Here is a 23,246-nt window from a genome sequence, read left to right as displayed (position 1 = left end):
CAAACCTACGAAGACCTGTCCAAGATCCTTGACACAGCCCAGGTCTCCTTGGTGAGGACGAGCAGTCGGTCCCGGGTCTCCGGAGCGACCCGGTAGAGGGTGCACATCGCGTGGACGTCGACGTCGCGGAAGCGGATCCGCTCGTCGCCGGCCTCGATGCGCCAGATCGTGGAGGAGCCGCGTTGCAGCGCCCTGGCGGCGGCGTCCTGACTGATGCCGGCGGACTCCGTAAGACGGTGAACCAGCGGCCGATGTGTCGGCGGAGCAGGGTGGTGCCGATCGAGCCGGACAAGAGCTCGCCCCCTTCATCCTCTGTGGTGAGTCTAGTCATCACGTGGCTGACATTCAACTGACGAGCGCCTTCATAATCGTGAAGGCGCCCGGCACCGAATTGATTGCCTTCCACCAGACCACGCCCATGGCGATGACGGCGCAACACGCCTTGTCAATTGCATGTGGTCCACGTTAGATAACTCGTACCGGTGCTGTCCATAGTCACCCGCCGCAGTTGGGAGCCCCCCGTTACCAGCTGCGGCGGGCCCGGCACCGCGCGCTCCTGCCGCACGATTAATTGATCTTCGCTCGGGAGGAAATCGAATGTTGTCCGCTCTCGCGTTCATTCTGTCCGGTGTTCTGCTCGGCATTCCGCCGGGCCTGCTGCTGTGTCGGCTGCGGCGGCGCTGGTGCCCGGTGTGCGGGCACACGTTGCGCTGCCCGCAATGCGGTTCCGGTCAGTTCGTCACCCTCGACGTCGGCCGATGACCGTCGACCACGTCGGCGGCCGGGGCCGGGTGGCCGAGGTCGACCACGTGGCCGTACGGCCGTCGTGGCGGTGCCGGGTGTGCGGGCAGCCGTGGCCGTGCGATCCGGCGAAGGCGCAACTGATCGCCGCGTACGACCGGATCGGTCTGTGCATGTACGTGGCGGAGCGGTCCGTCGAGGCCGCGCACGATCTGCCGGGGCTGGCCCCGGCGGTGGCGTACGTCCGTTTCCTGGCCTGGGCGCGGACGGCGCGCACGCGCAGCGCCACCACCATGACCACCAAGCGTGAAGGAGAGTGACCGTGCAGTGCGAAACGGCCGTACGGCCGGCGGTGGCCGGCGACGTCGGCGAGTTGTCGGCGTTGCTGGCGGAGGCGTTCGTGTCGAACCCGGTGGCGTCGTGGCTGATCGGGGACGTGGCGGCCCGGTACACCACGTTCCTGCGGGTGTTCGAGGTGGAGCTGATGCAGGCGTTGTCGCACGGGATCGTCCGGGTGGCCGGTGACGGTGCCGGGGTGGCCGTCTGGCAGCCGTACCCGATGGTGTTGGAGACGGTGACCGGCCACGACCGGGCGCTGCTCGGTGCGGTCGGCATCTATCGGCGGCGGTTCGCGCACCTGCGGGCGGCGCGCGACGAGCATCGCAGCGCGGCGCTGCGGTTACCGGCGGGCCCGGACCGACCGGAGCGTCCGGACCAGCGCGCCGAGGCGGCCGTGGCGGCGGGCGGCGCGGGCGAGAGCGGCGAGGTGGTCGGGCACGAGCTGGTGTGGTGGGCGGCTGCGCCGTGGTTGCGGCGGCGGCGGATCGGCGCCGCGCTGCTCGCCGACCATCAGCGTCGGTTGGACGCCGCCGGGCTCGTCGGGCACACGGTCACCGACGAGCCGTACGTGCGGGACCTGCTGGCCCGTCACGGCTGGCGGACGCCCGGTCCCCGGCACCTGTCTCCCGCCGGGCCGCCGCTGTGGTCGATGCGCCGTCAGCCCGGTGCGGTCAGACGGGGGTACGGGCGATGAAGGTCGCCGTTGCCGCCGACGAGCCGTCGCCGATCGGTGAGATCCGCATCTGCTTGTGGGTGTCGTGGCGCAGGAAACGGTCCGGGTAGTTGTGCGACCGCAGTGAGGTGTGCTTGCCGCCGATGCCGGGGACCACGCAGAAGGTGGTGTCGGCGCGGAAGATGGCGCTGCCGTCGTTGCGGTGCAGGAAGATCCGGAACTCGTAGTGGCGCAGGTAGTGGCCGGGTGCGTTGACCGATTCGAAGGACAGGCAGTTGCGGTTGGCCAGCCCGGCGCGGACCACGAACGTGGCGTCGGCCTTGACGTCGGACCTGCTGGCGGTGCTCACCGGTTCGACGACGACGATGCCGTCGCGGTGGCGGATCCGGTGGCCGGGCAGGCCGGCGACTTCGAGGTTGACCCGGGTGTCGATGAGCAGCGGCACCTCGGCGGGGGCGGCCGGCGTGGTCGGTGGCGCGGGAGCGGGCGGGGTGGTCGCGGTGCCGCCGGCCGGGGCGGTGGTGCCGGTGCCGGGTGCCGCGCCGCCGGTGGCCTCGCCGGGGGTCGGGGTGGCCCCGGCGGCGGGGTCACCGACGGGTCCGTCCGCGCCGGGCAGGTCGGTGTCGGAGTCCGGGTCGGCGGTTGCCGGGTCGTCGGTGCCGGTCGACGTACCGGTGGAGGGGATCACGGCGGGGGCGTTGGCGGCGAACTCGCCCCGGATCGGTGCCTGTTCGGCGCTGTCCTGGGCGACGGCGATTCCGATCAGGACGGTGATGGTGACGAGGGCTGCGCCGCCGAGGACGAGCCGGCGTTGCGCGTTCGGCTGCTGGTCTGCGTGTCCGGCCTGGTAGGTGGCGCCGCGGCCGACGTCGCCGGTGTCGCCGAGGCCGCCGGTGGGCAGGTCGGCGGGGGCGACGCGGTTGGCGGCGGCGGCTGCGGCCGCTGCCTGCCGGGCGGCGTTGCGGGCGCCGGAGCGGGGCACGATGGCGGTCAGCGGCCGGTTCGGGGTGACCCGGCGTAGAAAGTTGGCGGCGCTGTGCCGGGCGACGGCACCGGGGGTCCTGGGCGCGTCGGGGGCGGGGGCGTCCGGTGGTGGCGGCGAGACCGACCCGGGTGCGCCGTCGTTCGGTAGCCATCCACCGATCCGCAGGCGCGTCTTCTCGTCGTCCTTTTCGGACATGTTGCCCTCCGATTCCGGTGCCGGCCGCCCGGACATGTCAGATAACCGCCGGATACGGTCTCATTTCCGCCCGCGTGACGCCAGCCCCGGCCGGCGAAATGTTGATCTCCATTCGGTTGCGGAGGCCGATTGCCGGCGTCGGATACCGTTGCAGGAGTGGCCGACCAGGGCGGACGCCGGGGGGCGTCGGCAGGTCGGCACCCGTCAGGTGAACGGGTGACCACGATCAGTAGAGTGGGGACGTGTCTCTATGGATCGCAGCGACGTGGGGACTGGTCGGCAGCATAGTGGCCGAGGCGTTGAATCTCTACGGCATGATGCGTCCGACGACCGAGTCGAAAGGTCGCTGGCAGTGGCCGTGGCGCAGCCGACGGGACCGGCCCATCATCGTTTTCGCGGTCACTTTGCGTGCCATCGCCGGCACCGGACTGGCTGCGGCGGCGGCCGCCGGTGGCGTGGCGACCACGGCGTTCGCGACCTTCGTTTTCGGGGTCGTCGCGCCGTTGTTCATCGCGAAGATGTTCGACCAGGTACGGGTCGTCGACCCCACGGCCCCGCCGGACACACTGACCGGTCGGGAGTCCGGCGATGAGCGCGGCTGACGGTTTCCTGTCCCGGCTGGTCGCCGCACTCGCCGCCCGGCCGGCCGCGACGACCACCTCGGTGCCGCTGCCGACCAGCACCCGACTGGCAGCGGCACTGGCCGCCCGGCCGGTGGTCGGCGGTCCCGGCGCGCGGGCCGGCCAAGTCACCGCCGCCGACGTACGGGCGGTCGCCGGCGACAAGCTGACCGGCCAGGTGAAACTGGTCGTGGCGAACTTCCTCGGCACCACCGTCGACCAGCTGCGGCTGGACTCCGACGGTGACATCGGCATCCGCGCCGGTTCGGCGATGATCCTGGTACGCGCCCAGGAGGAGCCGCCGCTGGTGGACGTCTTCTCCCCGCTGCTGACCGGGGTCGCACCGACGGAGACGCTGTACCGCCGGCTGTCCGAGCTGACGACGACGCTGCCGTTCGGGCGGATCTACTGCAGCGGCGACACGGTCTGGGCGTCGATCCCGGTGTTCGGTGTCGAGTTCCAGCCGACGCATCTGCTGGTGGCGATCCGGGCGATGCTGAAACTCGCCGACGACCTCGACGACCAGCTGCGGCAGGAGTTCGGCGGCAGTCGGGCGTTCGGGCCGGAGTCTCCCGGCATCGAAGCCGTCCCGGACCCGACCGGCTACCTGCGGGACCGGGCCGCAGCCGGTGAGTCACCGGCCGGGCGGATTTTGGTGGACCTGCTGGCCGACCGGGGCCACCTCGATCAGCTGCGGGTGCTGGCCGAGACCGGGGACTGGCATGCGGCGTCCCGGCTGGCGACGCTGCTGCACGAGCAGGGCGCCGTGGGTGAGGCGGAACGGTTCTGGCGGCTCGCCGCCGACCAGGGTGAACCGGCCGCCCGGACCGCGTTGGCGACGGTGCTGGCCGACCGGGGCGACGTCGACGAGGCCGTCAGGTTGCTGCAGGCCGGGGTCGCCGTCGACGACTGGCACGGGGTCGGTCTCCTGGTGACGTTGCTGGCCCGGCAGGGCCGCCTCGACGAGGCGGTGGAGCTGCTGCGCGACCGCGCCAGCTGAGCCTGACCGGGGTCAGTTGGTAGGGCGTCGCCGGCTCCGCCGACGCAGCAACCAGCCGGCGAGCACCAGCGCGAGTAGTCCACTGCCGGCGACCCCGGCCAGCATGGACCCACTGCCCCGGTCCTCCGATCCGGCGACCACCGGGTCGGTGCCTGCCGAGTCGGCGGCTGGGCCGGCGGCGACCGGTGCTGGCAGCACCGCGCGGGCGCAGTCGGCCGGGTCAGCGCTGTCGGTGCCGCCGTCGACGACCTCGAAGTAGAACGTGCCACTGATCGCGTGCCCGTCGGCCGACGTCGCCTGGTAAGCGAGTCTGTGCACGCCGGTGGTCAGCGGGTCGACGGTGGCGCACAGGGTCTTCGCGTTGACCACGACCGCCTCCCCCACCGCGACGGCGGTGTCGTCGGGGCCGGTGACGGTGATCCGGCGTTCGCCGGTGCCGGACAACGGACCGAAGGTCAACGCGATGGTCGCCACTCCGGGAGCGACCTCGTCGCCCGGCCCAGGGGCGGCGGAGACCAACTCAGTGTGTGCCCACGCGGGAGCGGCGAGTGCGATCGCCGCCGCTCCCGCGCAGGTCAGGGCCAAGGCGTGGCTCAGAAGTCGGCGCATGCCAGGCGGTTGTCCATTGCTTCCATCGGGTGGATGACCACCGACTTGGCGGCGTCGCCGACCTGCTGCTCGTTGGTGACGGTCGCGGTGCCGGTGCCGTCGATGGCGGCGGTGAAGCCGAGGTGGACCTCGTTGGGCGGCGTCTCCGGGCCGTTCGGGTCGAACTTGAAGTGCGGGCCGCCGTTGTCCGCAGCGCACTCCTGGGCGTGCAGGTGGCCCATGTACTGCGCGCCGGGCTCCAACCCGGTCATGGTGACGGTGACCGTCGTACCGTCGTCGGTCTGCGCCAGCCACGCGGTCCCGGCGGCGTCGTCGGTGCCCGGCGGCCGGGTGTCGAGCAGGGCGAACGTGGCCTGCACCGCGCCGTCGATCTGGTCGGCGGGGGTGGCGGACGGGTCGTTCATCATCCCGTCCATGCCATCCATGCCGTCGGAGTCCATGCCGTCGGCCATCGCGGAGGCCGACGCCGACGGTTCCGGGGTCGTGTCGGCGGCGTCGGTGGTGCCGGACGAGTCGTCGCCGCAGCCGGCGAGGACGACAACCGCCGTGAAGCCGACCGCTGCGACAGCGGTCCGCCAGCGGTCCGATCCGTTGATGTTCACGTGTCGTGTTCTCCCTGTTCGGGTGCAAGGGCAGGCCGGCCTCCGGGGACCACCCGGTTGCCGGCACATCTCTGACCGTTCGGGTCTTCCATCTGGTGGGTCGGGCGGCGCGGCACGGAAGTTCCCGTGGGATCGACTTCGTGTCGCGCCTCACGGATCGGCAGCGGGTGGGTCGGGTCGAGCGCAGCGCGGGTCAGCCCGGTGTTCAGGTCGGTACCTCCTACCGGTGGTCCGCAGACGAGTTCTGGTCGCCGACGCCGGGCGTGGTCTCGACCGCAGCGGGGTCGGACAGGTTGACCCGCTGCAGCGGGGCCGACGGGTGCGACGTACCGCTGTCGTGGCCGCCGACCTCGGCGCGGACCCGGGGCCGCGCCTGCGGGTGCTGTTCCTGTACCCAGGCGACGAGCTGTTCGCGGACCAGGCAGCGCAGGTCCCACAGGGCAGAGCTGTTCGCGGCGCTGACCAGGGCCCGGGTCCGGATGGTGCCGCCGGTGGCCTCGGTGACCTGCAGGCCACAGACCCGTCCGTCCCACAGCGGCGCGGCGGCCTCGGATTCGACGATGCGGCGCAGTTCGGCGCGCATCTGATCGACCGGCAGGCTCCAGTCGACGTCGATCTCAGCGGTGCCGAGCACCGAGGCGGCGGTGCGGGTCCAGTTCTGGAACGGCGTGGTGGTGAAGTACGACGACGGCAGGATGAGGCGGCGTTCGTCCCAGATCTTCACCACGACGTAGCCGAGGGTCATCTCCTCGATGCGGCCCCATTCGCCTTCGACGACGACCACGTCGTCGAGGCGCAACGCGTCGCCGAAGGCCAGTTGCAGGCCGGCGAACATGTTGCCGAGGGTGGACTGGGCGGCGAGGGCGGCGACGACGCCGACCAGGCCGGCGGAGGCCAGGACGCTGGCGCCGGCGGCGCGGGCACCGGGGAAGGTGATCAGCATGGCGCCGACGGTGACGACGCCGACGACGGCGAACGCGACGCGGCGGATGACGGTGATCTGGGTGTGGGCGCGGCGGGCGGCGAGGTTGTCGTTGACGTCGATACGGAACCGGCGCAGGGCGGTGTCGGCGGCGAGTCCGAGCAGGGTGGCGACCAGCCAGCCACCGGCGGCGATGCTGGCCAGCATGATGACGTGCAGGACGGGTCCGTGCCAGCCGTTGGTGGTGGCGACGGGAATGCTGAGCCGGGCGGCGAGCAACGCGGCGATGATGGTCGTGGGCCAGTAGGCGCGCCGGGATATGTCGGTGAGCAGTGTCGATCGACGTCCGGCGATCCGCAGAATCCGGTAGACGACGGTGACGGCGATGACCGCCGCTGCCACCGCTGCGGCGATGATCGCGATGCTGAGCAGGGCGTCGGACACGGCCGACATCTCCTTCCGGGTCTGCGGCAGGGCAGCGGCCAGCTAATCACATCGATCGACGTGGGCGGGCGGGGGTTCCGTCAGGTCAGTACGGCGTGTTACTGTATCGATCCAGAAGCTGGATCGATACAGAAGGGGTGGCCGGACGATGCCCGAACGACCCACCCTGCAGACCGTCGCCACGTACGTCGGCGTGTCCCGCAGCACCGTCTCCAACGCGTACGCCCGACCCGACCAGCTCTCCCCTGCGCTACGCGACCGGATCCTCGACGCCGCCCGCCAGCTCGGCTACCCCGGCCCGAATCCGACCGCCCGGTCGCTGCGTCGCGGCCGCGCCGGCGCCATCGGCGTGCTGTTCACCAGCAACCTCAGTTACGCAGTGACCGACCCGTTCGCGCTGCGGTTCCTCCGCGGCATGGCCGCCGCCACCGAGCAACGCGACACCAGTCTGCTGCTGATCCCACTGCCCGCCGACCGGGACGTCGCGGTACGCGCCCTGGACAACGCCGCCGTCGACGGCTTCTGCGTCTACTGCGGATCCGACACCCACTGGGCGCTGGCCGCGATCCGCGCCCGAGGGCTACCGATCGTCGCCACCAGCCCACTCGACGGCGCCGGACCGGCCGAACACCACGTCGGAATCGACGAGGCCGCCGCCACCACCCGGCTCGGCGAGCACCTCGCCGGCCACGGACACCGGCGGATCGGCGTCGTCGCCGACGGCGTTCACCCCACCGCGCGACCCACCGCACCGGTCGACCTCGCCGGGCCGCAGCAGGCGCACTACGCCTCGACCCGGGGTCGGCTCACCGGCATCCGGGACGCGTTCACCGCCGCCGGGGTGCCCTGGTCACACCTGGCGGTCGTGGCCGCCGCCGGCAACGACCGCCGCGACGGACAGCACGCCGCCACGCTGCTGCTCGACCGGCCACAACCGCCCACCGCGATCGTCGCCCTCACCGACGTGCTCGCCCTCGGTGTGCTCGACGCCCTCGCCGCACGCGGTCTGCGGGCCGGGGTCGACGTCTCGGTCACCGGATTCGACGACATCGACCAGGCCGCCGCAGCCGGACTGACCACGATCCGGCAACCCGCCGAGGACAAGGGGCGGATCGCCGCCGAACTGCTGCTCGACCCGCCGGCCGACGGCCGCCGCCGGCAGGTCGTGCTGCCCACCGAAATGATCGCCCGGCCGAGTACCGGCCCCGCACCGAGGAGTTGACCATGGAGATGCCCGCCGGCTACAGCACCGCCCTGTCCGCCATGGCCCACCATGTGAACTCGGCCCGCCCCGACGCCCCGGTGCGGCCCGACCCGCCGCGCCGCTCCCCCGCCGAGGTGACCACCCGGCTACGGGCGGGTGCCGCCGCCGGGCTGCACGCCATCGCGAACCGCCTCGAACCGCGCCGAGCCCCGGTGGACACCTGCGTCACCGGTTGACCACCCGGTCGGTGGCCGGCCGGGCGCCGACGGAGTGCGGTTTCACCCCGGGAGCCGACCAATTACGCAGGCCGTCCAGGAAGACCGTGGAGCGCGACAGCACGTCGGCGGCGAGGCGGTCGTCGTCGGACAACGGCTCGCCGAAACGCTCCCCCAGCGCTTCGGCGAGCCGGCAGTGCAGCTGCCCCAGCAGCCGGCCGACCTCGTCGTCGGTGTCGGTGTCGGTCGGGCCGGTATCGGGCAGCCGTCGGCTCAGATACCGGCGGGCGATCGTGTCCTGGGTGCGCAGGAGGGCGTACGCCAACTCCTCGGCGCGCTGACCCAGCCCCTGCCACGGTCCGCGTCGTGCCGCCAGCAACGCGGCGACCGTCGCCTCGGTGAGGTGTTCCAGGGCGGGTTCGATGTCGTAGTCCGGCCGGCGCGGCCGGTAGGTCAACGCCACCAGCGGATAGCGGCGGACCGTGTCGTCGAGCGCCCGTAGGCTCTCCGCCCACGCCGCGCACCGCTGCCGGGTCGCCTCGATCCCCTCCTCGGTCAGGCTGCGCGCGATCAACCCGGCGCCGTCGGTGCCCCGCACCTGGTCGTGTACGGCGAGCGCGAAGCCGTTGCGCACCGTCAGTCCGGTGATCAGCTCGATCAGGTAGGTCGCCAACGCCGCGAACAGGGCGAAGCCGAGCGCGCCGACGGCGACCGCGAGCAGCTTCTGAGCCGGGGTGTCCGGGGTGAGGTCACCGTAGCCGAGCACGGTCAGGGTGCCGGCGGCGAAGTACAGGGCGTCCACGAAGCCGGCCGGTCCGTAGCCGACCACCCGGTGGTAGCCGTCGAGGTAGGGCCAGACCAGCAGTGCGACGCCGAACACCAGCGGCCCGATCCAGGCCAGGAAGGTGCCGGTGACCAGCAGCGGGCCGGCCCACACCAACGGCGTACGGCGAGGGGTGTCACCGCGCCCGCCGACCAGCGACGACACCCGCCACACCAGCCGGCGGACCGCGCCGGCCAGCGGACCCTCGGCGTCCGGGTGCAGGATCGTCAACCACACGTCCACCAGCACGACGGTGATCAGGACGGTGCCGGTGAGGACGCTGAGCCAGGTCATGCTGCCCGGCATACCCGGTCGGCGAGCGGTTCAGACCCGGCTGTGACACCGGCGCGACGGAGGATCGGTCAGGCGCGGGAGACCGACTGGACCACCTCGAACTCCAGCAGGCTCGCGCCGGTCGCCACCGAGGGCCGGGGCTTGTCGCCGTCACCGCCGGCGTGCGCCTGCCGGGCCGGCCCGCTCGCCCACGCCTGGTACGCCTCTTCACTCTCCCACCGGGTGTAGACGAAGTACCGTCCCTCGCCGGCGACCGGGCGCAGCAACTCGAAGCCGAGGAAACCCGGGGAGTTCTCCACCGCACCCAGGCGGGCGGCGAACCGCCGCTCCAACTCCTCGCCGGCCCCGGCCGGCACCTCGATCGCGTTGATCTTCACGACTGCCATGCCGGTCAGCCTATCCGCCGGCGCCGGTGACCTCGATCCCGTCGCGGGATGCGCGGGATGCGCGGCCTTCGCCGGTGCGCCGTCGCCCGGCCGGGCACCGATCGGCGCGACGTGGTGGGTGGGGAGTTCGGCGTGACGTGGTACGGCGGGCAGGTCATCGCAGATCAGCCTGAGTGATCCGTTGCCAGGCAAGCACGACCGTCGCGACGAGTTCCACCACCGACAACGCGAGCAGCGGACCGTGGAGCGGCCGGTCGGCCCAGTAGATGGCCAGGGTGACAAGGGCGGGGAGGTTGAAAGTCGCCAGGTCGACGGCGAGCTGAAGGAGCTTTCGCGTCGTTCTGCCACGCCCCGTACGATGTTCGGCCTCCCAGGCGAACACCGGGGTGGCGTCCGGCCGCAACGATTCCAGCCTCGGTGCCAGATGAGACCTGACGTACCTGCCCAACGACGAGATCTTCTCGTCGTTGGCCAGGTGCGTCCAGCCCAGCAGCGTCGCGGCGAACGGTACGACGAGCAGCAGATGGGCCTGGCCCTTGACGGTCAGCGCCGCCGCCGCTATGGCGGCGTAAGCGGCGAGGGTCACGTAGATCAGGTTGTCCCGGAGGCCGATTCTCGCGCGCTGCTCGGCCTTGAGTTGCTCGTACTCGATCAGGAACAGGTCATTCGCCGGTTCGACGGACATTCGGTCCTCCTCGCGGGAGTCGGGTCCAACTTCGGTCGCACACCGATCCGCATGATCAGGTGTGCAGCTCGGCGCGCGTACGCAGGATCGGCAGCTGAATGAGCTGCGCAGGTCCGGGTCGGTAGAGTGCTGCCGGCCGGCCACCGTTGCGGAGGACCTTTTCACCAGTTGCCTCGACGAAGTCCGGCACGTTGAGAATCTTCCGTTGGAAGTTGCGGGGATCGAGCTTGCGTCCCCAGACGATCTCGTAAACCCGGCGCAGCTCGGAGATGGTGAAGTCCGGCCCGCAGAACGACGTGGCGACGGTGGTGTATTCGAGCTTGCTCCGGGCCCGCTCGACAGCGTCGGCCAGGATCGTGCCGTGGTCGAAGGCGAGGGTGTCCGCCGTGGCGAGGACCTCGTCCACCGGGTACCAGCCGGCCTTGCGCGCGTCGCCACCCGCCGCAGGTGACTGCGGACTCGGCACCAGAGCGAGATAGCAAACTGTCACCACCCGCTGACGGGGGTCCCGGTTGGGGCTGCCATAGGTCGCCAGCTGCTCCAGGTGCACTGTGGCGGGGTCCAGTCCGGTCTCCTCGGCGAGCTCTCTGCTGGCCGCGAGAGTCAGGTCCTCCTCCGTCGTGGACAGGAAGCCGCCGGGCAGCGCGAGGAGACCGACGTCCGGTTGGACGCCGCGCTCCACCAGAAGGACCACGAAGCGTTCCTCAAGGACAGTGAAGATCGCCAGGTCGACCGTCACGGCGACCAACGGGATGGTCCAGTCCTCAGCTTTATCCACAGCAGACATCTCCTTTTGGTCACCTTGACCATAGCACCTCGCGCAACCTACGCTGACACTCTGCAATGGTCACTCTGACGGTAAGTGGTCCAGCCCTGCCGAACCGGGCGGAACCAGTCCCACCTCGGCGCGCGGATCGACGTCATCAGCACACGACCCGACCAAGGACTCACGGACGAGGGCAGGTGAGGAACAGATGATCGTCGTCCTGGTGGCGCTCGAAGTGGAGCGTCAAGAGGTACGGAAGCGGCTGCGGAACCTCAAGACCGAACTCCATCCGGCCGGCACCCACTTCGAGGTGGGCACCGTCGGTGACGCGCCCGGACGATCCGCGCGGATCGCGCTGGCGCTCGCGGACCGGGGCAACCCGGCCGCCAGCCTGATCGCCGAACGGGCCATCAACCACTACAAGCCCGCTGCCGTCCTGTTCGTCGGGGTGGCGGGCGGCCTGCGCGACTGGCTCGCACTCGGCGACGTCGTGGTCGCCACCAAGGTGTACGGCTACCACGCTGGACGCAGCGAGGAGACGGGATTCCGCAGCTACCCCCAGGCCTGGCCCATCCCGCACGAGATCGACCAGGCCGCTCGACACCTCGCCAACGAAGGCCGGTGGAACACCGATCAGCAACACCGCGCCCGGGTCCACTTCGAACCCATCGCCGCCGGCGAGGTGGTGGTGAACGGCCAAGACGTGCCCGAGGCCGATCTTCTGCACCGGCACTACGCCGACGCGGTCGCGGTCGACATGGAGAGCGCGGGGGTAGCTCACGCCGGTCACGTGAACCGGGCGGTACCGACCGCGACCATTCGCGGCATCAGCGACCATGCAAGCGGCAAGGACCGAACGGACGCCGAAGGATGGCAACCAGTCGCGGCCGCGCACGCCGCGATGTTCGCTTTGACACTCGCCGCGAGATTGGACCCAGGTGATCGTGCGGCGGACGATCCGCCAGTCGCTTCAACCGCCGACGGTGGAGATCGACGAAACGTCGCGCGCACCACAGGGCGGAACTCTCCGGTCGTCGGGCAGGGCGGGACCATCCAAGGTGGCGTGACCTTCAGCTACGGAGCGGAGGAGTCGTGAGCGAGAACCATGCCAGCACCTCCGGCCCCAACTCCCCCATCGTCGGACAGAACGGCACCATCCTCGGTGACGTCAAGATCTACTACGCCGCCGAGGATGCGACACCCGAGAAGAAGTACGAGGTCGCGGTACGGCGGCTCGAAGGCGGAATGGCGCGGTTCGCCGAGGAGCTGCTGACCGAGGTGGTCAAGTCACCACTCGGCGAGCGTCCGGATGTTCTCTACCACTATCTCGTGGCCTCGCTCAGCGATCGGCTCCTCAGCGAGCTCAACGACCGGCACCGACAGGCGCTCGACACCTCCAGTCGGGTGATCACCCGCCCCGGAGCCGACGTCGACCCGGCCGACGTCGACAAACTACGCAACCTCCTGCTGCTGGTCTTCCTCGCCGACCAGCCGGAGGACGAACTCACGAACGACAACCTGACCGCCATGGCAACGGCGTACATGGCTCTACCACCGAAGCATCGGCGCCTCCTGGATGTGTTGCTGGCGGAGCCGATCAAGGATGCCGTCTTCGACCTGCACATCGAGACGACCAGGAACCGCCGAGTCGATGCGATCCCGGACCGCGAGCAGCGGGCATGGAGGTTCTTCGAACCGGATCCCGCCCCGCCTGCGGACCTGCGTCGCCCGCTGCCGAGGCTGTCGTGGTTCTCGCGGGTCCGTCTCCTCGCCGGCACGCTGGCGGTGCTGGCCGGCCTGGGCCACCTCGCGCGCACGATCGACACCAGTGGCGATCGTGACGTGCTGCTGGCGTTCCTCGGCTGTGCGGTCGCCGGCCTTCTGCTCGGTGTCGCCGCTGGGTGGCGACGCCACCGCGATGCGATGCTGCTGCGCTACTTCCGGCGACGCGCCGCACCGCCGTCGGAAGCGGTGTCCGCCGAAAGGCGGGAACAGGTACAGCAGATGGTCGACGAGATCTTCGGCGACGTCGCGCAGGATCCCGACCCGATCTGGGACCTGGTGACCGCCGACCTCCAGCGCAGCCTCGCCTGGAAGATCCTCGCAAAGGTCGACGCGATCCTCGCAAAGGTCGACGCGATCCTCGGCGGCGACCCGCCGACTCCCGACCCGATCTGGGACCTGGTGACCGCCGACCTCCGGCGCAGCCTCGCCTGGGAGATTCTCGCAGAGTACGACGAAGAAGACGTCAGGCTCGGACGGGTACGGTGGCTCATCCGATGGCATGCTCGGCGGACCCTCGAACTCTGGCGGAACTACCGGCTACGCGGGTACGAGAGGCGGTATCGCCGGCGCCCCTTCCTGAAGACGTCAGGACGAATCGGGATCCTCCTGCTCACCTGCGCCGGGATCGGGTTGATCATTGGATTCCTTCCGATCGAGTCCGCGTCCTCGCTGCTCCCGGCGGTGGTAGCCGCCGGCGGTCTCGCGACGCTCTGGCGTCCGGTCGTCATACGGTTGGCCGAGCGGTCGACTCACCGGGTGGTGACGCGGTGGCTGACAACTCGTCTCGCTAGCGAGCGCAAGGAGTGGGACCGCTGGTGCGCGGTGCTTGCGGACCGGCCGACCGACGAGGAGATGGCCTCCTGGCTGGCCGACGACATCGACACGTTCACCGCGGACATCATGGAAGATCATGATCTGAGGCCACACACGGTGATTCACGCTGTCGAGATGGCGACGAAAGGGGACGGGGCGCGGCGCGCTCGGACCCTGTACGGTCCCATCCGCTACGACCGATACCTACTGACGATCTTCCTGTTGACCCGCACTGGACTGCGACAGTTCCAGACGCTCCTCGACTTCACCACCGGGGATTTCCATGACGAATCTGAGCACGCCATGCCCTACGGGGCGGCGGTGGACATCAAGCTCACCAAGGTCAGTATCAAGACGACGGCGCCGCAAGTGGAGCCACACCCGGGTCACGAGAGCCAGGCCGGTACCGGTCACGCCGGACTCCTGACCGAGGTCGCGCTGCCGTCCACGCGCTCCGCGTCCTACATCCTCTACTGGAAGTTCGAAATCCACCTGCGCTCCGGAAGTCGGATAGAAATCGAGCTGGACAGCTTCGACGACCTGCAGGACGGGTCGGAGCCGAAACACATGGCCTCCCAGCGCGCGCTCGAGACCACCGGGGTCAAGCTCGCCGCGCACATTCTCACCTCCGTGGTCGTCGACGGCACCGAGTGGATCGCCAGACAGCGACTGCGTCGGAGGAAGCGGGTGTTCGGCACTGACGATGTGCCCTCCCCCTGGCCGCTGCCGCTCGACCGCGGAAACGAGGCGCCGGAGCTGCCGGCAGCGTCCGCTCAGGATCAGTCCGTGGTGGATACGCCCGCGCCGTGGCGGGAAGCGCCCGATGAGCAGGATCCACCAACCGCAGCGTGACTGACAGGGCTTGCCGGTCGACCGTGCAGCGGTCGACCGGCAAAGCGCTCATCAGCCCTGCTTGGCCCAGTCGCCCAGCGACCAGTCCCGCACCTCGGGCATGTCCTCCAGGTGCTCCACCACGTACGCCTCGTGCTCGGCGAGCTTCGCCTCGCACCAGGCCTTCAGGTCGGCGGCACCGCGCGGCAGCCGCCGGGCGTTGTTGATCGCGTCCATCACCAGGTGGTAACGCGACGCCCGGTTGCGCACCGTCATGTCGAACGGGGTGGTCGTGGTGCCCTGCTCGATGAAGCCGCGGACCCGGAACCGGTCAGCGTCCGGGCGGCCGTGCACCAGCTGGTGGATCGCGCCCGGGTAGCCGTGGAAGGCGAACACCACGTCGACCGAGTCGGTGAACAGCTCGGTGAACATCGTTTCGCTCATCCCGTGCGGGTGGTCCTTCGGCCGGGGCAGCGTCATCAGGTTGACGACGTTGACCACCCGTACCTTCAGGCCGGGCAGGCGTTCGCGCAGGATCTGCGCGGCGGCCACCGTCTCCATGGTGACCACGTCACCGGCGCAGGCGAGCACGATGTCGGGATCGGACGCGCCGTCGTCGGTGCCGGCCCACGACCAGATGTCGGCGCCCTTGGCGCAGTGCTCGATCGCCTGGTCCATCGTCAGCCACTGCAGCTGCGGCTGCTTGTCGATGACGATCAGGTTGACGTACGACTTCGACCGCAGGCAGTGGTCGGCGACCGACAGCAGGCAGTTGGCGTCCGGCGGCAGGTAGACCCGCGACACGGTGCCCCGCTGGTTGAGCACCACCTGGATCAGGCCGGGCCCCTGGTGGGAGAAGCCGTTGTGGTCGTTACGCCAGGCGGTCGAGGTCAGCAGGATGTTCAGGCTCGGCACCTTCGCCCGCCACGGCAAGTGCGCCGCCTCCTGCAGCCACTTGCCGTGCTGCACCGTCTGCGACGCGCTGACCATGGCGAACGCCTCGTAGGTGGCGAACATGCCGTACCGGCCGGTCAGGTTGTAGCCCTCCAGCCAGCCGTGGCAGTTGTGCTCGGAGAGCACCTCCATGACCCGACCGTTGCGGCTGATCGCGGTGTCCTCCGGGTAGACCTGCTCCATGAAGCACCGGTCGGAGACCTCGAAGACCGCGCCGAGCCGGTTGCTGTTGGTCTCGTCCGGGCAGAACAGCCGGAACCGGTCCGGGTTGCGGGTGTAGATGTCGCGCATCAGCTCGCCGAGTTTGCGGGTCGACTCGGCGCGTAGCTGCGCCGGCTGCGGCACGTCGACGGCGTACCCACGGAAGTCGGGCATGTCCAGGTCGCGGGTCAGCAGGCCGCCGTTGGCGTGCGGGCTGGCGCTCATCCGCAGGTCGCCGTCGGGGTTGACGCCGGTGACCACCGGCGTCGGCGCGCCGTCGGCGTCGAACAGCTCCTCCGGCCGGTACGAACGCAGCCACGTCTCCAGGATCGCCAGGTGGTCGGCGTTGTCGCGGACACCGGACAGCGGCACCTGGTGGGAGCGCCAGGTGCCGGTGACCGTGATGCCGTCGACCTGTTCCGGGCCGGTCCAGCCCTTCGGCGACCGCAGGATGATCAGCGGCCAGCGGGGGCGGGAGCCGTCCCAGTCGCCGGAACGGGCCGCCGACTGGATCGCCCGGATCTTGCCCCAGGCGTCAGCGAGGGCGGCTGCGAACCGGAAGTGCATCCCGGGCAGGTCGTCACCTTCGACCTCGATGACCTCGTACCCGTGGCCTTCCAGCAGCGAACGGACCTCGCCGCGCTCCTTGCGGGCCAGCACCGTCGGACCGGCGATCTTCGCGCCGTTGAGGTGCAGAATCGGCAGTACGGCGCCGTCGTGGGCGGGGTTGATGAACGACACGCCCTTCCAGGAGCCCTCCAGCGGCCCGGTCTCGGCCTCGCCGTCACCGACCACGGCGATCGCCAGCAGGTCGGGGTTGTCCATCACCGCACCGAAGGCGTGCACCAGCACGTAGCCGAGCTCGCCGCCCTCGTGGATCGAACCGGGCGTGGTCACGGAGACGTGGCTGGGGATGCCGCCCGGGCTGGAGAACTGCCGGAACAGCCGCAGCATGCCGGGCTCGTCCAGGGTGACGTCCGGGTAGATCTCGGAGTACGTGCCCTCGAGGTAGCCGGCGGCGACCAGCGCCGGGCCGCCGTGACCGGGGCCGGTGAGGTAGATCGTCTGCTGCCCGGTGTGCCGGATCAGCCGGGACACGTGGGCGTAGATCAGCGACAGGCCGGGGCTGGTGCCCCAGTGGCCCAGCAACCGCGGCTTGATGTGGTCGGCCGTCAGCGGCTCACGCAGCAGCGGGTTGCCGCGCAGGTAGATCTGCCCCACGGTCAGGTAGTTGTTGGCCCGCCACCACGCGTCCAGCTGCGCCAGCTCGACGTCGTCGGGCGCGGCGAGGACCCGCAGCAGTTCCTCGTCCGGTACGGCGTGCGTGCGCGGTTCGGTCAGGGCAGTCACGAGTGGATTCCTCCCTCGTCGGGTAACACCGTCGGATTCGATCGTAGTGGCGCGGAGCGTGATCTTTCGCGGCTCCAGTACCTGAAGAGTTGGGGAACTGCGCCCCTTGACAGGTGGTCGCCGTCGGTCCCTAGACAGCTGGTCGCGGTCGGCTCCGCCGGCACGGCCCGCAGTTCACGATATTGATCATCATTGTCCGGGTATTTCCCTGATGCTGGTCCGCGCTGACCCGGTGGACCATCGAAGGGTCCGCATGAGCGGGCACGGGGGCGACCCCGACTCGGCGTACAGATCGGGGGATGGACATGCGGCGGAGAGCACGGCGGGTGAGCGGGTTCGCACGGATCGCGGCGGTCGCTGTCGTCGCGGCCCTGGCGAGCGCCTGCGCGGGTACGGGCGGCACCGCCGACCGGGAACCGGCCGGGGCCGCGACGGCGGGCCAGGAGCAGGCACCCGACCATCGGCACTCCGGAGTCGCCGTACCGTCCCCGGCGCCGTTGCGCGACGGCGAACGGTTCGTCGAACTCGCCATGCCGCAGGCCTACACCCCGGCCGCCCCCGGCGGCGTCGGCACCGACGAGTACCGCTGCTTCCTCATCGACCCGCGGCTGACCGGAGACGTCGCGCTGACCGGCAGCCAGTTCCTGCCCGACAATCTCGACATCGTCCACCACGCGATCTTCTTCCGGGTGTCACCGGCAGAGGTCGGCTCGGCCCGCGCGGCGGACGACCGGTCGCCCGGAGCCGGCTGGACCTGCTTCGGCGACGCCGGCATCGGCGGCAACCCCGCCTGGGTCGCCTCCTGGGCGCCCGGCACCGACGAGACGTTGTTCGACGCCGACCTGGGCTACCTGATGCCGGCCGGCAGCCAGCTGGTCATGCAGATCCACTACAACCTGCTCGCCAGCGACGGACAGCCGCAGGCAGCGGACCAGTCGGGGATCCGGATGCGCATCGTCGACGACGTCGACGGCATCCGGCCGCTGGAGACGGAGCTGCTGCCGGCACCGGTAGAGCTGCCGTGCGCGCCGGGCGAGTCCGGCGCACTGTGCGACCGGGCCGCTGCGCTGGCGGACGTGAAGCGGCGGTTCGGACCCGAGGTCGGCGGGTTCGCCGAGCAGCTGGTCACGTGGTGCAACGCCGGCCAGGCACCGAGGGCGGGTGACACCGGCAGCTGCGACCATCAGGTACGTCATCCTGGCACGGTGTACGGCCTCGGCGGACACATGCACCTGCTGGGGCGGTCGATCACCGTCGAGCTGAACCCGGGCACCGACCGGGCCCGGACGCTGCTCGGCGTACCGAACTACGACTTCGACCACCAGGCGATCGTTCCGCTGGAGGAGCCGGTGACGGTCTCCCCCGGCGACACCTACCGGGTGACCTGCACCCACGACGCCACGCTGCGGGCCCGGCTGCCGCAACTGCGCGACCAGCCCGCCCGGTACGTGCTCTGGGGTGATGGGACCAGCGACGAGATGTGCCTCGGTCTGGTCATCTGGTCACCGGCCTGACAGGTGACGAATGCCGCACCCGGGGTGACCGGTGCGCGGTTATGCATGATCGAATCCGCTCGTGTACAGTCATGCCCCGTGCGGCCCTCTGCCGCCGGCCGATGGTGCTGACACCACAGCCGGAGCGGTAGAGTGGTGCGGACAGGTCCGGGTGGCGGAATGGCAGACGCGCTAGCTTGAGGTGCTAGTGCCCGTATAGGGCGTGGGGGTTCAAGTCCCCCCTCGGACACAAACTAGTACATGATCCATCAGGGTTGGCCTCCGCTTCGATGATGCGGAGGCCTGGTTTGTATGTGAGCTTGAGTCCGAGCTGCTGGTAGACCTGGGCCTTGTCGACGGGGTCGGCGGTGCGCAGGACGTTGGCGATGCCGGAGAGCGCCTCGACCACGGTCTGGATCTCGGCGTGTAGGGGCTCAATTCTCCGTACCTGCGGTGGCCTGCGGCTTCTTGAGGATCTACGCGGCTCGCTCGTACATGTCCATCGTGAAGTAGTCACCGACCCGGAGCGGCCGCGTCGACGTGCTCACCTCGGTCACTCCGACCAGCCCGTCCGACCCGTCGAACTCCCGGTGCCGTTCGGGGTCGGACACCAGCGTGTAGAGCTGCGCTGCCGGGGCGTCGATACGGCGTTCCACGGACTCGACCCAGCGGCTCACGCGGCCACCCTACCCTAGTAGATCTTGTCAGCTCGACGCAGTGTGACGACCATGGTCGATCATCGTTCAACCGTCAACTGGGGGCAAGTGTTGGATCTGGCTCAAACTCCGTGATCAAGGCTGACCGAGGTAACCGGCCGTCCAGTGCGGTGTCGCCGCTCGCGCGTTGGGCTGACCCGGCGGTACTGCTGCCGCGCCTGGCCGGCGTCGTGGTGGAACGGATCGAGCGCAGCACCGGCGGGTCGAGTGTCTAAGCGAGGTCCCGGGCACGCCGCGCGTCATGCGTGCGCCGCGGTGCCGGTTCGACCCGGGTCCACGGCCGGTACGACCGTCACCAGCCGCAGCAGCGGGTACGCCACCATCCTGGTCGACGTCGACACCGGCCGCCCGATCGACGTCCTACCCGACCGGCGGGCCGCGACCCTGGCCGCATGGCTGGCCGACCAACGCCAGGTACCGGTGGTGTGCCGGGACCGAGCCGGCGCCTGCTCGGAGTCGGTGGTGTCAGCCCTGCGTGGCGTGGGAGTCGTGCTCCCAGTCGGTCCAGGTCTGCAGGCGCTGCGCGTACAGGTGTTTGACCAGGCCCACCGGCTGGCTGCCGAACAGGACGCGCAACGGCGGGTTCTCCGCGTCGACGATCTGCAGCAGGGCCGGGCCCGCCGCAGCCGGATCGCCGTACTGCGCGCCGCTCACCCGGGACGCCATGGCGTCCTGTATGGGCTGGTACGCCGGGTGCGGCTCGACACGCACGGCCGAGGAACCGGCCCGCACCGCCGAGGTACGGCTGCCCGGCGGGACCGTGCAGACCGTACGCGCCGGCGTCTGGCGGTTCGTGGAGCGGCTCAGGGCAGCAGGATGACGTGCAGGGTGCGGGGGCCGTGTACGCCCTCGACCCGGTTGAGTTCGATGTCGCTGGTCGCGGAGGGTCCACTGATCCAGGTCAGCGGGCGGTGCGGGGTGAGTCGGGCGAGTGCCTGCGGCACCCCGGCCACCACCTGAGCAGCGCGGACGACGCAGATGTGCAGGTCCGGTAGGAGACTGAGCACGCGGCGTCCCTGGTCCGGCGTACCGTCGAGCACGACGGTGCCGGTGTCCGCGATGGCGACGGCGACGGCGGTGACGACGCCGTCGGCCGCGGCGATGGCGTCGTTGTCGAGGGCGTCGTCGCGCAGGGCCGTCACCGTCGGAGGCAGCCAGGCCGGCGGCAGCCCCGGTGGTACGACGATGGTCGCACGGGTAGGCAGGATTGCGGCGATGGTGTCGGCAACCGCCGTCTCGGGCACCTGGTGCACGCGGGCCCGGTAGTCGGTCAACCGTTCCACCAACCGGTGGAGGTCGGGCGTGCCCGCAGGCGGGTAGTCGCGCGGCACCTGCACCCGGGTCGGTTCGGTGGCGGCGAGGGCGGCGCGCAGCCGGCCGAGGATGACCTCTCGTCCGCTCACCGCTTGGCCCACCATTGCCGGAACGTCTGCGCGGGCGGGTCGGGCAGGTCACGGCTGGCGGCCCAGCCGGACAGCGGCGGCGGCAGGCCCCGGCCCCGCCGGCCGGCCAGCCGGCTGAGCCGCGTCGCGCGCTGTGCCGCCGCGTACAGGGCGGGGTGGTCCATGGTGTACGCGGCGGCGGCCATCGCGGCCGACTCCGCGCGCGGGTGCGGCGCCTGATCACGCAGATGCACCAGCAGCTCCGGAATGTTGATCTTCACGGGGCAGGCGTCGTAGCAGGCCCCGCAGAGCGAGGAGGCGTACGGCAGGGAGGCGTTGTCGGCCACCCCGGTCAGCTGCGGGGACAGCACGGCACCGATCGGGCCCGGGTAGACCGACCCGTAGGCGTGCCCGCCGGTGCGCTCGTAGACCGGGCAGACGTTCAGGCAGGCCGAGCAGCGGATGCAGTGCAGCGCCTGCCGGCCGACCTCGTCGGCGAGCACGGCGCTGCGGCCGTTGTCGAGGAGCACCAGATGGAACGCCTGTGGCCCGTCGCCCGGGGTGACTCCGGTCCACATCGAGGTGTACGGGTTCATCCGCTCCCCGGTCGAGGCCCGGGGCAGCAGTTGCAGGAACACCTCAAGGTCGCGCCAGGTCGGCACCACCTTCTCCACACCCATCACGGTGATCAGCGTCTGCGGCAGGGTCAGACACATCCGCCCGTTGCCCTCGGACTCCACCACCGCCAGGGTGCCGGTCTCCGCCACGGCGAAGTTCGCCCCGGACACCGCCACCGGCGTGGACAGGAAGGTCTGCCGCAGAAACCGACGAGCCGCCGCCGCCAGCGCCGCCGGCTCGTCGGTCAACGCCGGATCCACCCCCGGCATCGCCCGCAGGAAGATCTCCCGGATCTCGGTCCGGTTACGGTGAATCGCCGGCACCAGAATGTGGCTCGGCCGGTCCTCACCCAGCTGCACGATCAGCTCGGCCAGGTCCGTCTCCACCGGCGCGATCCCGGCTGCTTCGAGGGCGTCGTTCAGACCGATCTCCTGCGTCACCATCGACTTGACCTTGATCACCCGATCGCTGCCGGTGGCCCGGATCAGGTCGGTGATGATCCGATTGGCGTCGTTGGCGTCGGCGGCCCAGTGCACCACTGCCCCGGCCGCCGTCACCTTCGCCTCCAACTGCTCCAGCAGCTGCGGCAGTCGAGCCATGACGTCGGTCTTGATCGCCGACCCGGCCGCCCGCAACGCCTCCCAGTCCGGCACCTCGGCGATCACCGCACCCGACTTCGCCCGGATCGTCGCCGTAGCGTGCCCAAGATTGCGACGCAGCTGCGCATCGGCCAGAGCCCGCCGCGCGGCAGCCGGGAAGGTCTCTTCCCCGCGTAGCTGCCCAACGCCCTTCGGGGCGGTCGCCGGCATGCCGAGGAACGTGCGCGTCATGACCCCACCCCCGGCCCGCCCCGCTCGTCGGAGGCACCGCCCTGCTCGGTCGAGGCCAGGATCTCCGCAAGATGCACCGTCCGCACCCCCGTACGCAGCCGCGACAGTCCACCGCCGATATGCATCAGGCACGAGGAGTCCCCGGCCGCACAGACCTCCGCACCGGTCGCCAGCACATGACGCATCTTGTCCGCCAACATCGCCGTCGACGTGTCCGCGTTCTTCACCGCGAACGTCCCCCCGAACCCGCAACACTGCTCCGCCGCCGGCAACTCCACCAGGTCGAGGCCACGTACCTCGCGCAGCAGCCGCACCGGCCGATCCCCCACCCGCAGCATCCGCAGCGAGTGACAGGTCGGGTGATACGTCACCCGATGTGGGAAGAACGCGCCCACATCGGTCACCCCCAACACGTCGACCAGCAACTCGGACAGCTCGTACGTGCGCGCCGCCACCGACTCCGCCCGGGAGGCCAACCGGACGTCACCGGCCTGCCGGGCCACCATCGCGTGCTGGTGGCGCACCGACCCCACACACGATCCCGACGGCGCGACGACCACGTCGTACGGGTCGAAGACGCGCACGTGCCGGCGCACCAGCGGCACCGCCTGCGCCTGGTAGCCGGTGTTGACGTGCATCTGCCCGCAACACGTCTGTCCCGGCGGGAACACCACCTCGTGGCCCAGCCGCTCCAGCAACAGCACCGTCGCCTTCGCCGCCGCCGGGAACATGGTGTCCGCCAGGCACGTCACGAACAACGCGATCCGCAC

General features: G+C 70.5%; 26 protein-coding genes and 1 tRNA gene. 12 read left to right on the top strand and 15 right to left on the bottom strand.

Translation table 11 applies throughout. The features are described 5' to 3' along the window. Nucleotides 1–5 precede the first annotated feature (5 nt). A complete protein-coding gene (locus ACN28F_RS31250; protein ID WP_421361576.1) occupies nt 6–188 on the bottom strand; it encodes a hypothetical protein in 183 nt (60 codons plus the stop codon). On the opposite strand from ACN28F_RS31250, the gene ACN28F_RS31245 reads away from it, so the two are divergent. The 4 genes from ACN28F_RS31245 to ACN28F_RS31230 all read left to right on the top strand — a co-directional run bounded on the left by ACN28F_RS31245 (nt 111) and on the right by ACN28F_RS31230 (nt 1,774). Beyond that, nucleotides 111–353, top strand: a complete 243-nt coding sequence (locus ACN28F_RS31245) for a hypothetical protein (RefSeq protein ID WP_421361064.1) — start codon at nt 111–113, stop codon at nt 351–353. The two genes, ACN28F_RS31250 and ACN28F_RS31245, sit on opposite strands and share 78 nt — an antisense overlap. A gap of 244 nt (nt 354–597) precedes the next feature. After that, a complete protein-coding gene (locus ACN28F_RS31240) occupies nt 598–762 on the top strand; it encodes a hypothetical protein (RefSeq protein ID WP_282227119.1) in 165 nt (54 codons plus the stop codon). Beyond that, nucleotides 759–1,061, top strand: a complete 303-nt coding sequence (locus tag ACN28F_RS31235; protein ID WP_421361062.1) for a flavin reductase — start codon at nt 759–761, stop codon at nt 1,059–1,061. The genes ACN28F_RS31240 and ACN28F_RS31235 overlap by 4 nt, the downstream gene beginning before the upstream one ends. 2 nt (nt 1,062–1,063) lie before the next feature. Next, on the top strand, nt 1,064–1,774 hold the full coding sequence (locus ACN28F_RS31230) for a hypothetical protein (protein WP_421361061.1): 711 nt from the start codon (nt 1,064–1,066) through the stop codon (nt 1,772–1,774). On the opposite strand, the gene ACN28F_RS31225 is transcribed toward ACN28F_RS31230, so the two are convergent. Then, nucleotides 1,752–2,933, bottom strand: coding sequence for an AbfB domain-containing protein (locus tag ACN28F_RS31225; protein WP_289206025.1), 1,182 nt, complete (start codon nt 2,931–2,933; stop codon nt 1,752–1,754). The two genes, ACN28F_RS31230 and ACN28F_RS31225, sit on opposite strands and share 23 nt — an antisense overlap. Nucleotides 2,934–3,175: 242 nt before the next feature. On the opposite strand from ACN28F_RS31225, the gene ACN28F_RS31220 reads away from it, so the two are divergent. Further along, a complete protein-coding gene (locus tag ACN28F_RS31220) occupies nt 3,176–3,535 on the top strand; it encodes a hypothetical protein (RefSeq protein ID WP_289206024.1) in 360 nt (119 codons plus the stop codon). Continuing rightward, nucleotides 3,522–4,553, top strand: coding sequence for a T3SS (YopN, CesT) and YbjN peptide-binding chaperone 1 (locus tag ACN28F_RS31215; protein WP_353850451.1), 1,032 nt, complete (start codon nt 3,522–3,524; stop codon nt 4,551–4,553). Before ACN28F_RS31220 ends, ACN28F_RS31215 begins: the two co-directional genes overlap by 14 nt. A gap of 12 nt (nt 4,554–4,565) precedes the next feature. On the opposite strand, the gene ACN28F_RS31210 is transcribed toward ACN28F_RS31215, so the two are convergent. From ACN28F_RS31210 to ACN28F_RS31200, 3 genes are all read right to left on the bottom strand, one after another. Next, nucleotides 4,566–5,162, bottom strand: coding sequence for a copper resistance CopC family protein (locus ACN28F_RS31210; protein WP_289206023.1), 597 nt, complete (start codon nt 5,160–5,162; stop codon nt 4,566–4,568). Beyond that, nucleotides 5,147–5,764, bottom strand: a complete 618-nt coding sequence (locus ACN28F_RS31205) for a CHRD domain-containing protein (protein ID WP_421361058.1) — start codon at nt 5,762–5,764, stop codon at nt 5,147–5,149. The genes ACN28F_RS31210 and ACN28F_RS31205 overlap by 16 nt, the downstream gene beginning before the upstream one ends. A gap of 220 nt (nt 5,765–5,984) precedes the next feature. Continuing rightward, nucleotides 5,985–7,130: a mechanosensitive ion channel family protein gene (locus ACN28F_RS31200; protein WP_421361056.1), complete on the bottom strand. Its 1,146-nt coding sequence runs from the start codon at nt 7,128–7,130 to the stop codon at nt 5,985–5,987. A 148-nt stretch (nt 7,131–7,278) separates the two neighbouring features. On the opposite strand from ACN28F_RS31200, the gene ACN28F_RS31195 reads away from it, so the two are divergent. Further along, nucleotides 7,279–8,352 carry a LacI family DNA-binding transcriptional regulator gene (locus ACN28F_RS31195; RefSeq protein WP_421361055.1) on the top strand — a complete coding sequence of 358 codons (1,074 nt, stop codon included), beginning with the start codon at nt 7,279–7,281 and terminating at the stop codon, nt 8,350–8,352. Between the two features lie 2 nt (nt 8,353–8,354). Further along, nucleotides 8,355–8,570, top strand: coding sequence for a hypothetical protein (locus ACN28F_RS31190; RefSeq protein WP_289206019.1), 216 nt, complete (start codon nt 8,355–8,357; stop codon nt 8,568–8,570). Here the strand turns inward: ACN28F_RS31190 and ACN28F_RS31185 are convergent. The 4 genes from ACN28F_RS31185 to ACN28F_RS31170 all read right to left on the bottom strand — a co-directional run bounded on the left by ACN28F_RS31185 (nt 8,560) and on the right by ACN28F_RS31170 (nt 11,515). Beyond that, on the bottom strand, nt 8,560–9,666 hold the full coding sequence (locus ACN28F_RS31185) for a potassium channel family protein (RefSeq protein WP_421361054.1): 1,107 nt from the start codon (nt 9,664–9,666) through the stop codon (nt 8,560–8,562). The two genes, ACN28F_RS31190 and ACN28F_RS31185, sit on opposite strands and share 11 nt — an antisense overlap. 68 nt (nt 9,667–9,734) lie before the next feature. Next, on the bottom strand, nt 9,735–10,052 hold the full coding sequence (locus ACN28F_RS31180; protein WP_421361052.1) for an antibiotic biosynthesis monooxygenase family protein: 318 nt from the start codon (nt 10,050–10,052) through the stop codon (nt 9,735–9,737). A gap of 154 nt (nt 10,053–10,206) precedes the next feature. Further along, a complete protein-coding gene (locus tag ACN28F_RS31175) occupies nt 10,207–10,737 on the bottom strand; it encodes a hypothetical protein (RefSeq protein WP_289206016.1) in 531 nt (176 codons plus the stop codon). A gap of 55 nt (nt 10,738–10,792) precedes the next feature. Next, on the bottom strand, nt 10,793–11,515 hold the full coding sequence (locus tag ACN28F_RS31170) for an NUDIX hydrolase (protein WP_289206015.1): 723 nt from the start codon (nt 11,513–11,515) through the stop codon (nt 10,793–10,795). A 196-nt stretch (nt 11,516–11,711) separates the two neighbouring features. On the opposite strand from ACN28F_RS31170, the gene ACN28F_RS31165 reads away from it, so the two are divergent. Continuing rightward, on the top strand, nt 11,712–12,599 hold the full coding sequence (locus tag ACN28F_RS31165; RefSeq protein ID WP_289206014.1) for a 5'-methylthioadenosine/S-adenosylhomocysteine nucleosidase: 888 nt from the start codon (nt 11,712–11,714) through the stop codon (nt 12,597–12,599). Next, nucleotides 12,596–14,953 carry a hypothetical protein gene (locus tag ACN28F_RS31160; RefSeq protein ID WP_289206013.1) on the top strand — a complete coding sequence of 786 codons (2,358 nt, stop codon included), beginning with the start codon at nt 12,596–12,598 and terminating at the stop codon, nt 14,951–14,953. The genes ACN28F_RS31165 and ACN28F_RS31160 overlap by 4 nt, the downstream gene beginning before the upstream one ends. Before the next feature lie 51 nt (nt 14,954–15,004). Here ACN28F_RS31160 and ACN28F_RS31155 read toward each other — a convergent pair whose 3' ends face one another. Then, a complete protein-coding gene (locus tag ACN28F_RS31155; RefSeq protein WP_421361049.1) occupies nt 15,005–17,437 on the bottom strand; it encodes a phosphoketolase family protein in 2,433 nt (810 codons plus the stop codon). 326 nt (nt 17,438–17,763) lie between these two features. On the opposite strand from ACN28F_RS31155, the gene ACN28F_RS31150 reads away from it, so the two are divergent. After that, nucleotides 17,764–18,951, top strand: a complete 1,188-nt coding sequence (locus tag ACN28F_RS31150; protein WP_289206011.1) for a monooxygenase — start codon at nt 17,764–17,766, stop codon at nt 18,949–18,951. Between the two features lie 145 nt (nt 18,952–19,096). Further along, a tRNA-Leu gene (locus ACN28F_RS31145) sits at nt 19,097–19,180 on the top strand. A 226-nt stretch (nt 19,181–19,406) separates the two neighbouring features. On the opposite strand, the gene ACN28F_RS31140 is transcribed toward ACN28F_RS31145, so the two are convergent. The 5 genes from ACN28F_RS31140 to ACN28F_RS31120 all read right to left on the bottom strand — a co-directional run bounded on the left by ACN28F_RS31140 (nt 19,407) and on the right by ACN28F_RS31120 (nt 23,246). After that, nucleotides 19,407–19,607: a hypothetical protein gene (locus tag ACN28F_RS31140; RefSeq protein ID WP_289206010.1), complete on the bottom strand. Its 201-nt coding sequence runs from the start codon at nt 19,605–19,607 to the stop codon at nt 19,407–19,409. Between the two features lie 504 nt (nt 19,608–20,111). Then, complete coding sequence (locus ACN28F_RS31135) at nt 20,112–20,312, bottom strand: hypothetical protein (RefSeq protein WP_421361047.1); 201 nt, start codon at nt 20,310–20,312, stop codon at nt 20,112–20,114. A 137-nt stretch (nt 20,313–20,449) separates the two neighbouring features. Then, a complete protein-coding gene (locus ACN28F_RS31130) occupies nt 20,450–21,064 on the bottom strand; it encodes a LutC/YkgG family protein (protein WP_289206008.1) in 615 nt (204 codons plus the stop codon). Then, nucleotides 21,046–22,476: a LutB/LldF family L-lactate oxidation iron-sulfur protein gene (locus tag ACN28F_RS31125; RefSeq protein ID WP_421361045.1), complete on the bottom strand. Its 1,431-nt coding sequence runs from the start codon at nt 22,474–22,476 to the stop codon at nt 21,046–21,048. The genes ACN28F_RS31130 and ACN28F_RS31125 overlap by 19 nt, the downstream gene beginning before the upstream one ends. After that, nucleotides 22,473–23,246, bottom strand: a complete 774-nt coding sequence (locus tag ACN28F_RS31120; protein WP_289206006.1) for a (Fe-S)-binding protein — start codon at nt 23,244–23,246, stop codon at nt 22,473–22,475. Before ACN28F_RS31120 ends, ACN28F_RS31125 begins: the two co-directional genes overlap by 4 nt.

It is taken from the genome of Solwaraspora sp. WMMA2101 (assembly GCF_049179175.1).
Classification (GTDB): domain Bacteria; phylum Actinomycetota; class Actinomycetes; order Mycobacteriales; family Micromonosporaceae; genus Micromonospora_E.
The sequence above is the reverse complement of the archived record's forward strand: the minus strand, read 5'-3'. Positions and strand labels throughout refer to the sequence as shown.

Bases quoted from the DNA above. Each gene is read 5' to 3' on its own strand.
- ACN28F_RS31135 (WP_421361047.1), bottom strand. From the start codon at position 20,312: ATGGCGTCCCGGGTGAGCGGCGCGCAGTACGGCGATCCGGCTGCGGCG.
- ACN28F_RS31175 (WP_289206016.1), bottom strand. From the start codon at position 10,737: ATGTCCGTCGAACCGGCGAATGACCTGTTCCTGATCGAGTACGAGCAA.
- ACN28F_RS31225 (WP_289206025.1), bottom strand. From the start codon at position 2,933: ATGTCCGAAAAGGACGACGAGAAGACGCGCCTGCGGATCGGTGGATGG.
- ACN28F_RS31180 (WP_421361052.1), bottom strand. From the start codon at position 10,052: ATGGCAGTCGTGAAGATCAACGCGATCGAGGTGCCGGCCGGGGCCGGC.
- ACN28F_RS31190 (WP_289206019.1), top strand. From the start codon at position 8,355: ATGGAGATGCCCGCCGGCTACAGCACCGCCCTGTCCGCCATGGCCCAC.
- ACN28F_RS31235 (WP_421361062.1), top strand. From the start codon at position 759: ATGACCGTCGACCACGTCGGCGGCCGGGGCCGGGTGGCCGAGGTCGAC.
- ACN28F_RS31165 (WP_289206014.1), top strand. From the start codon at position 11,712: ATGATCGTCGTCCTGGTGGCGCTCGAAGTGGAGCGTCAAGAGGTACGG.
- ACN28F_RS31240 (WP_282227119.1), top strand. From the start codon at position 598: ATGTTGTCCGCTCTCGCGTTCATTCTGTCCGGTGTTCTGCTCGGCATT.
- ACN28F_RS31125 (WP_421361045.1), bottom strand. From the start codon at position 22,476: ATGACGCGCACGTTCCTCGGCATGCCGGCGACCGCCCCGAAGGGCGTT.
- ACN28F_RS31195 (WP_421361055.1), top strand. From the start codon at position 7,279: ATGCCCGAACGACCCACCCTGCAGACCGTCGCCACGTACGTCGGCGTG.
- ACN28F_RS31130 (WP_289206008.1), bottom strand. From the start codon at position 21,064: ATGGTGGGCCAAGCGGTGAGCGGACGAGAGGTCATCCTCGGCCGGCTG.
- ACN28F_RS31215 (WP_353850451.1), top strand. From the start codon at position 3,522: ATGAGCGCGGCTGACGGTTTCCTGTCCCGGCTGGTCGCCGCACTCGCC.
- ACN28F_RS31210 (WP_289206023.1), bottom strand. From the start codon at position 5,162: ATGCGCCGACTTCTGAGCCACGCCTTGGCCCTGACCTGCGCGGGAGCG.
- ACN28F_RS31185 (WP_421361054.1), bottom strand. From the start codon at position 9,666: ATGACCTGGCTCAGCGTCCTCACCGGCACCGTCCTGATCACCGTCGTG.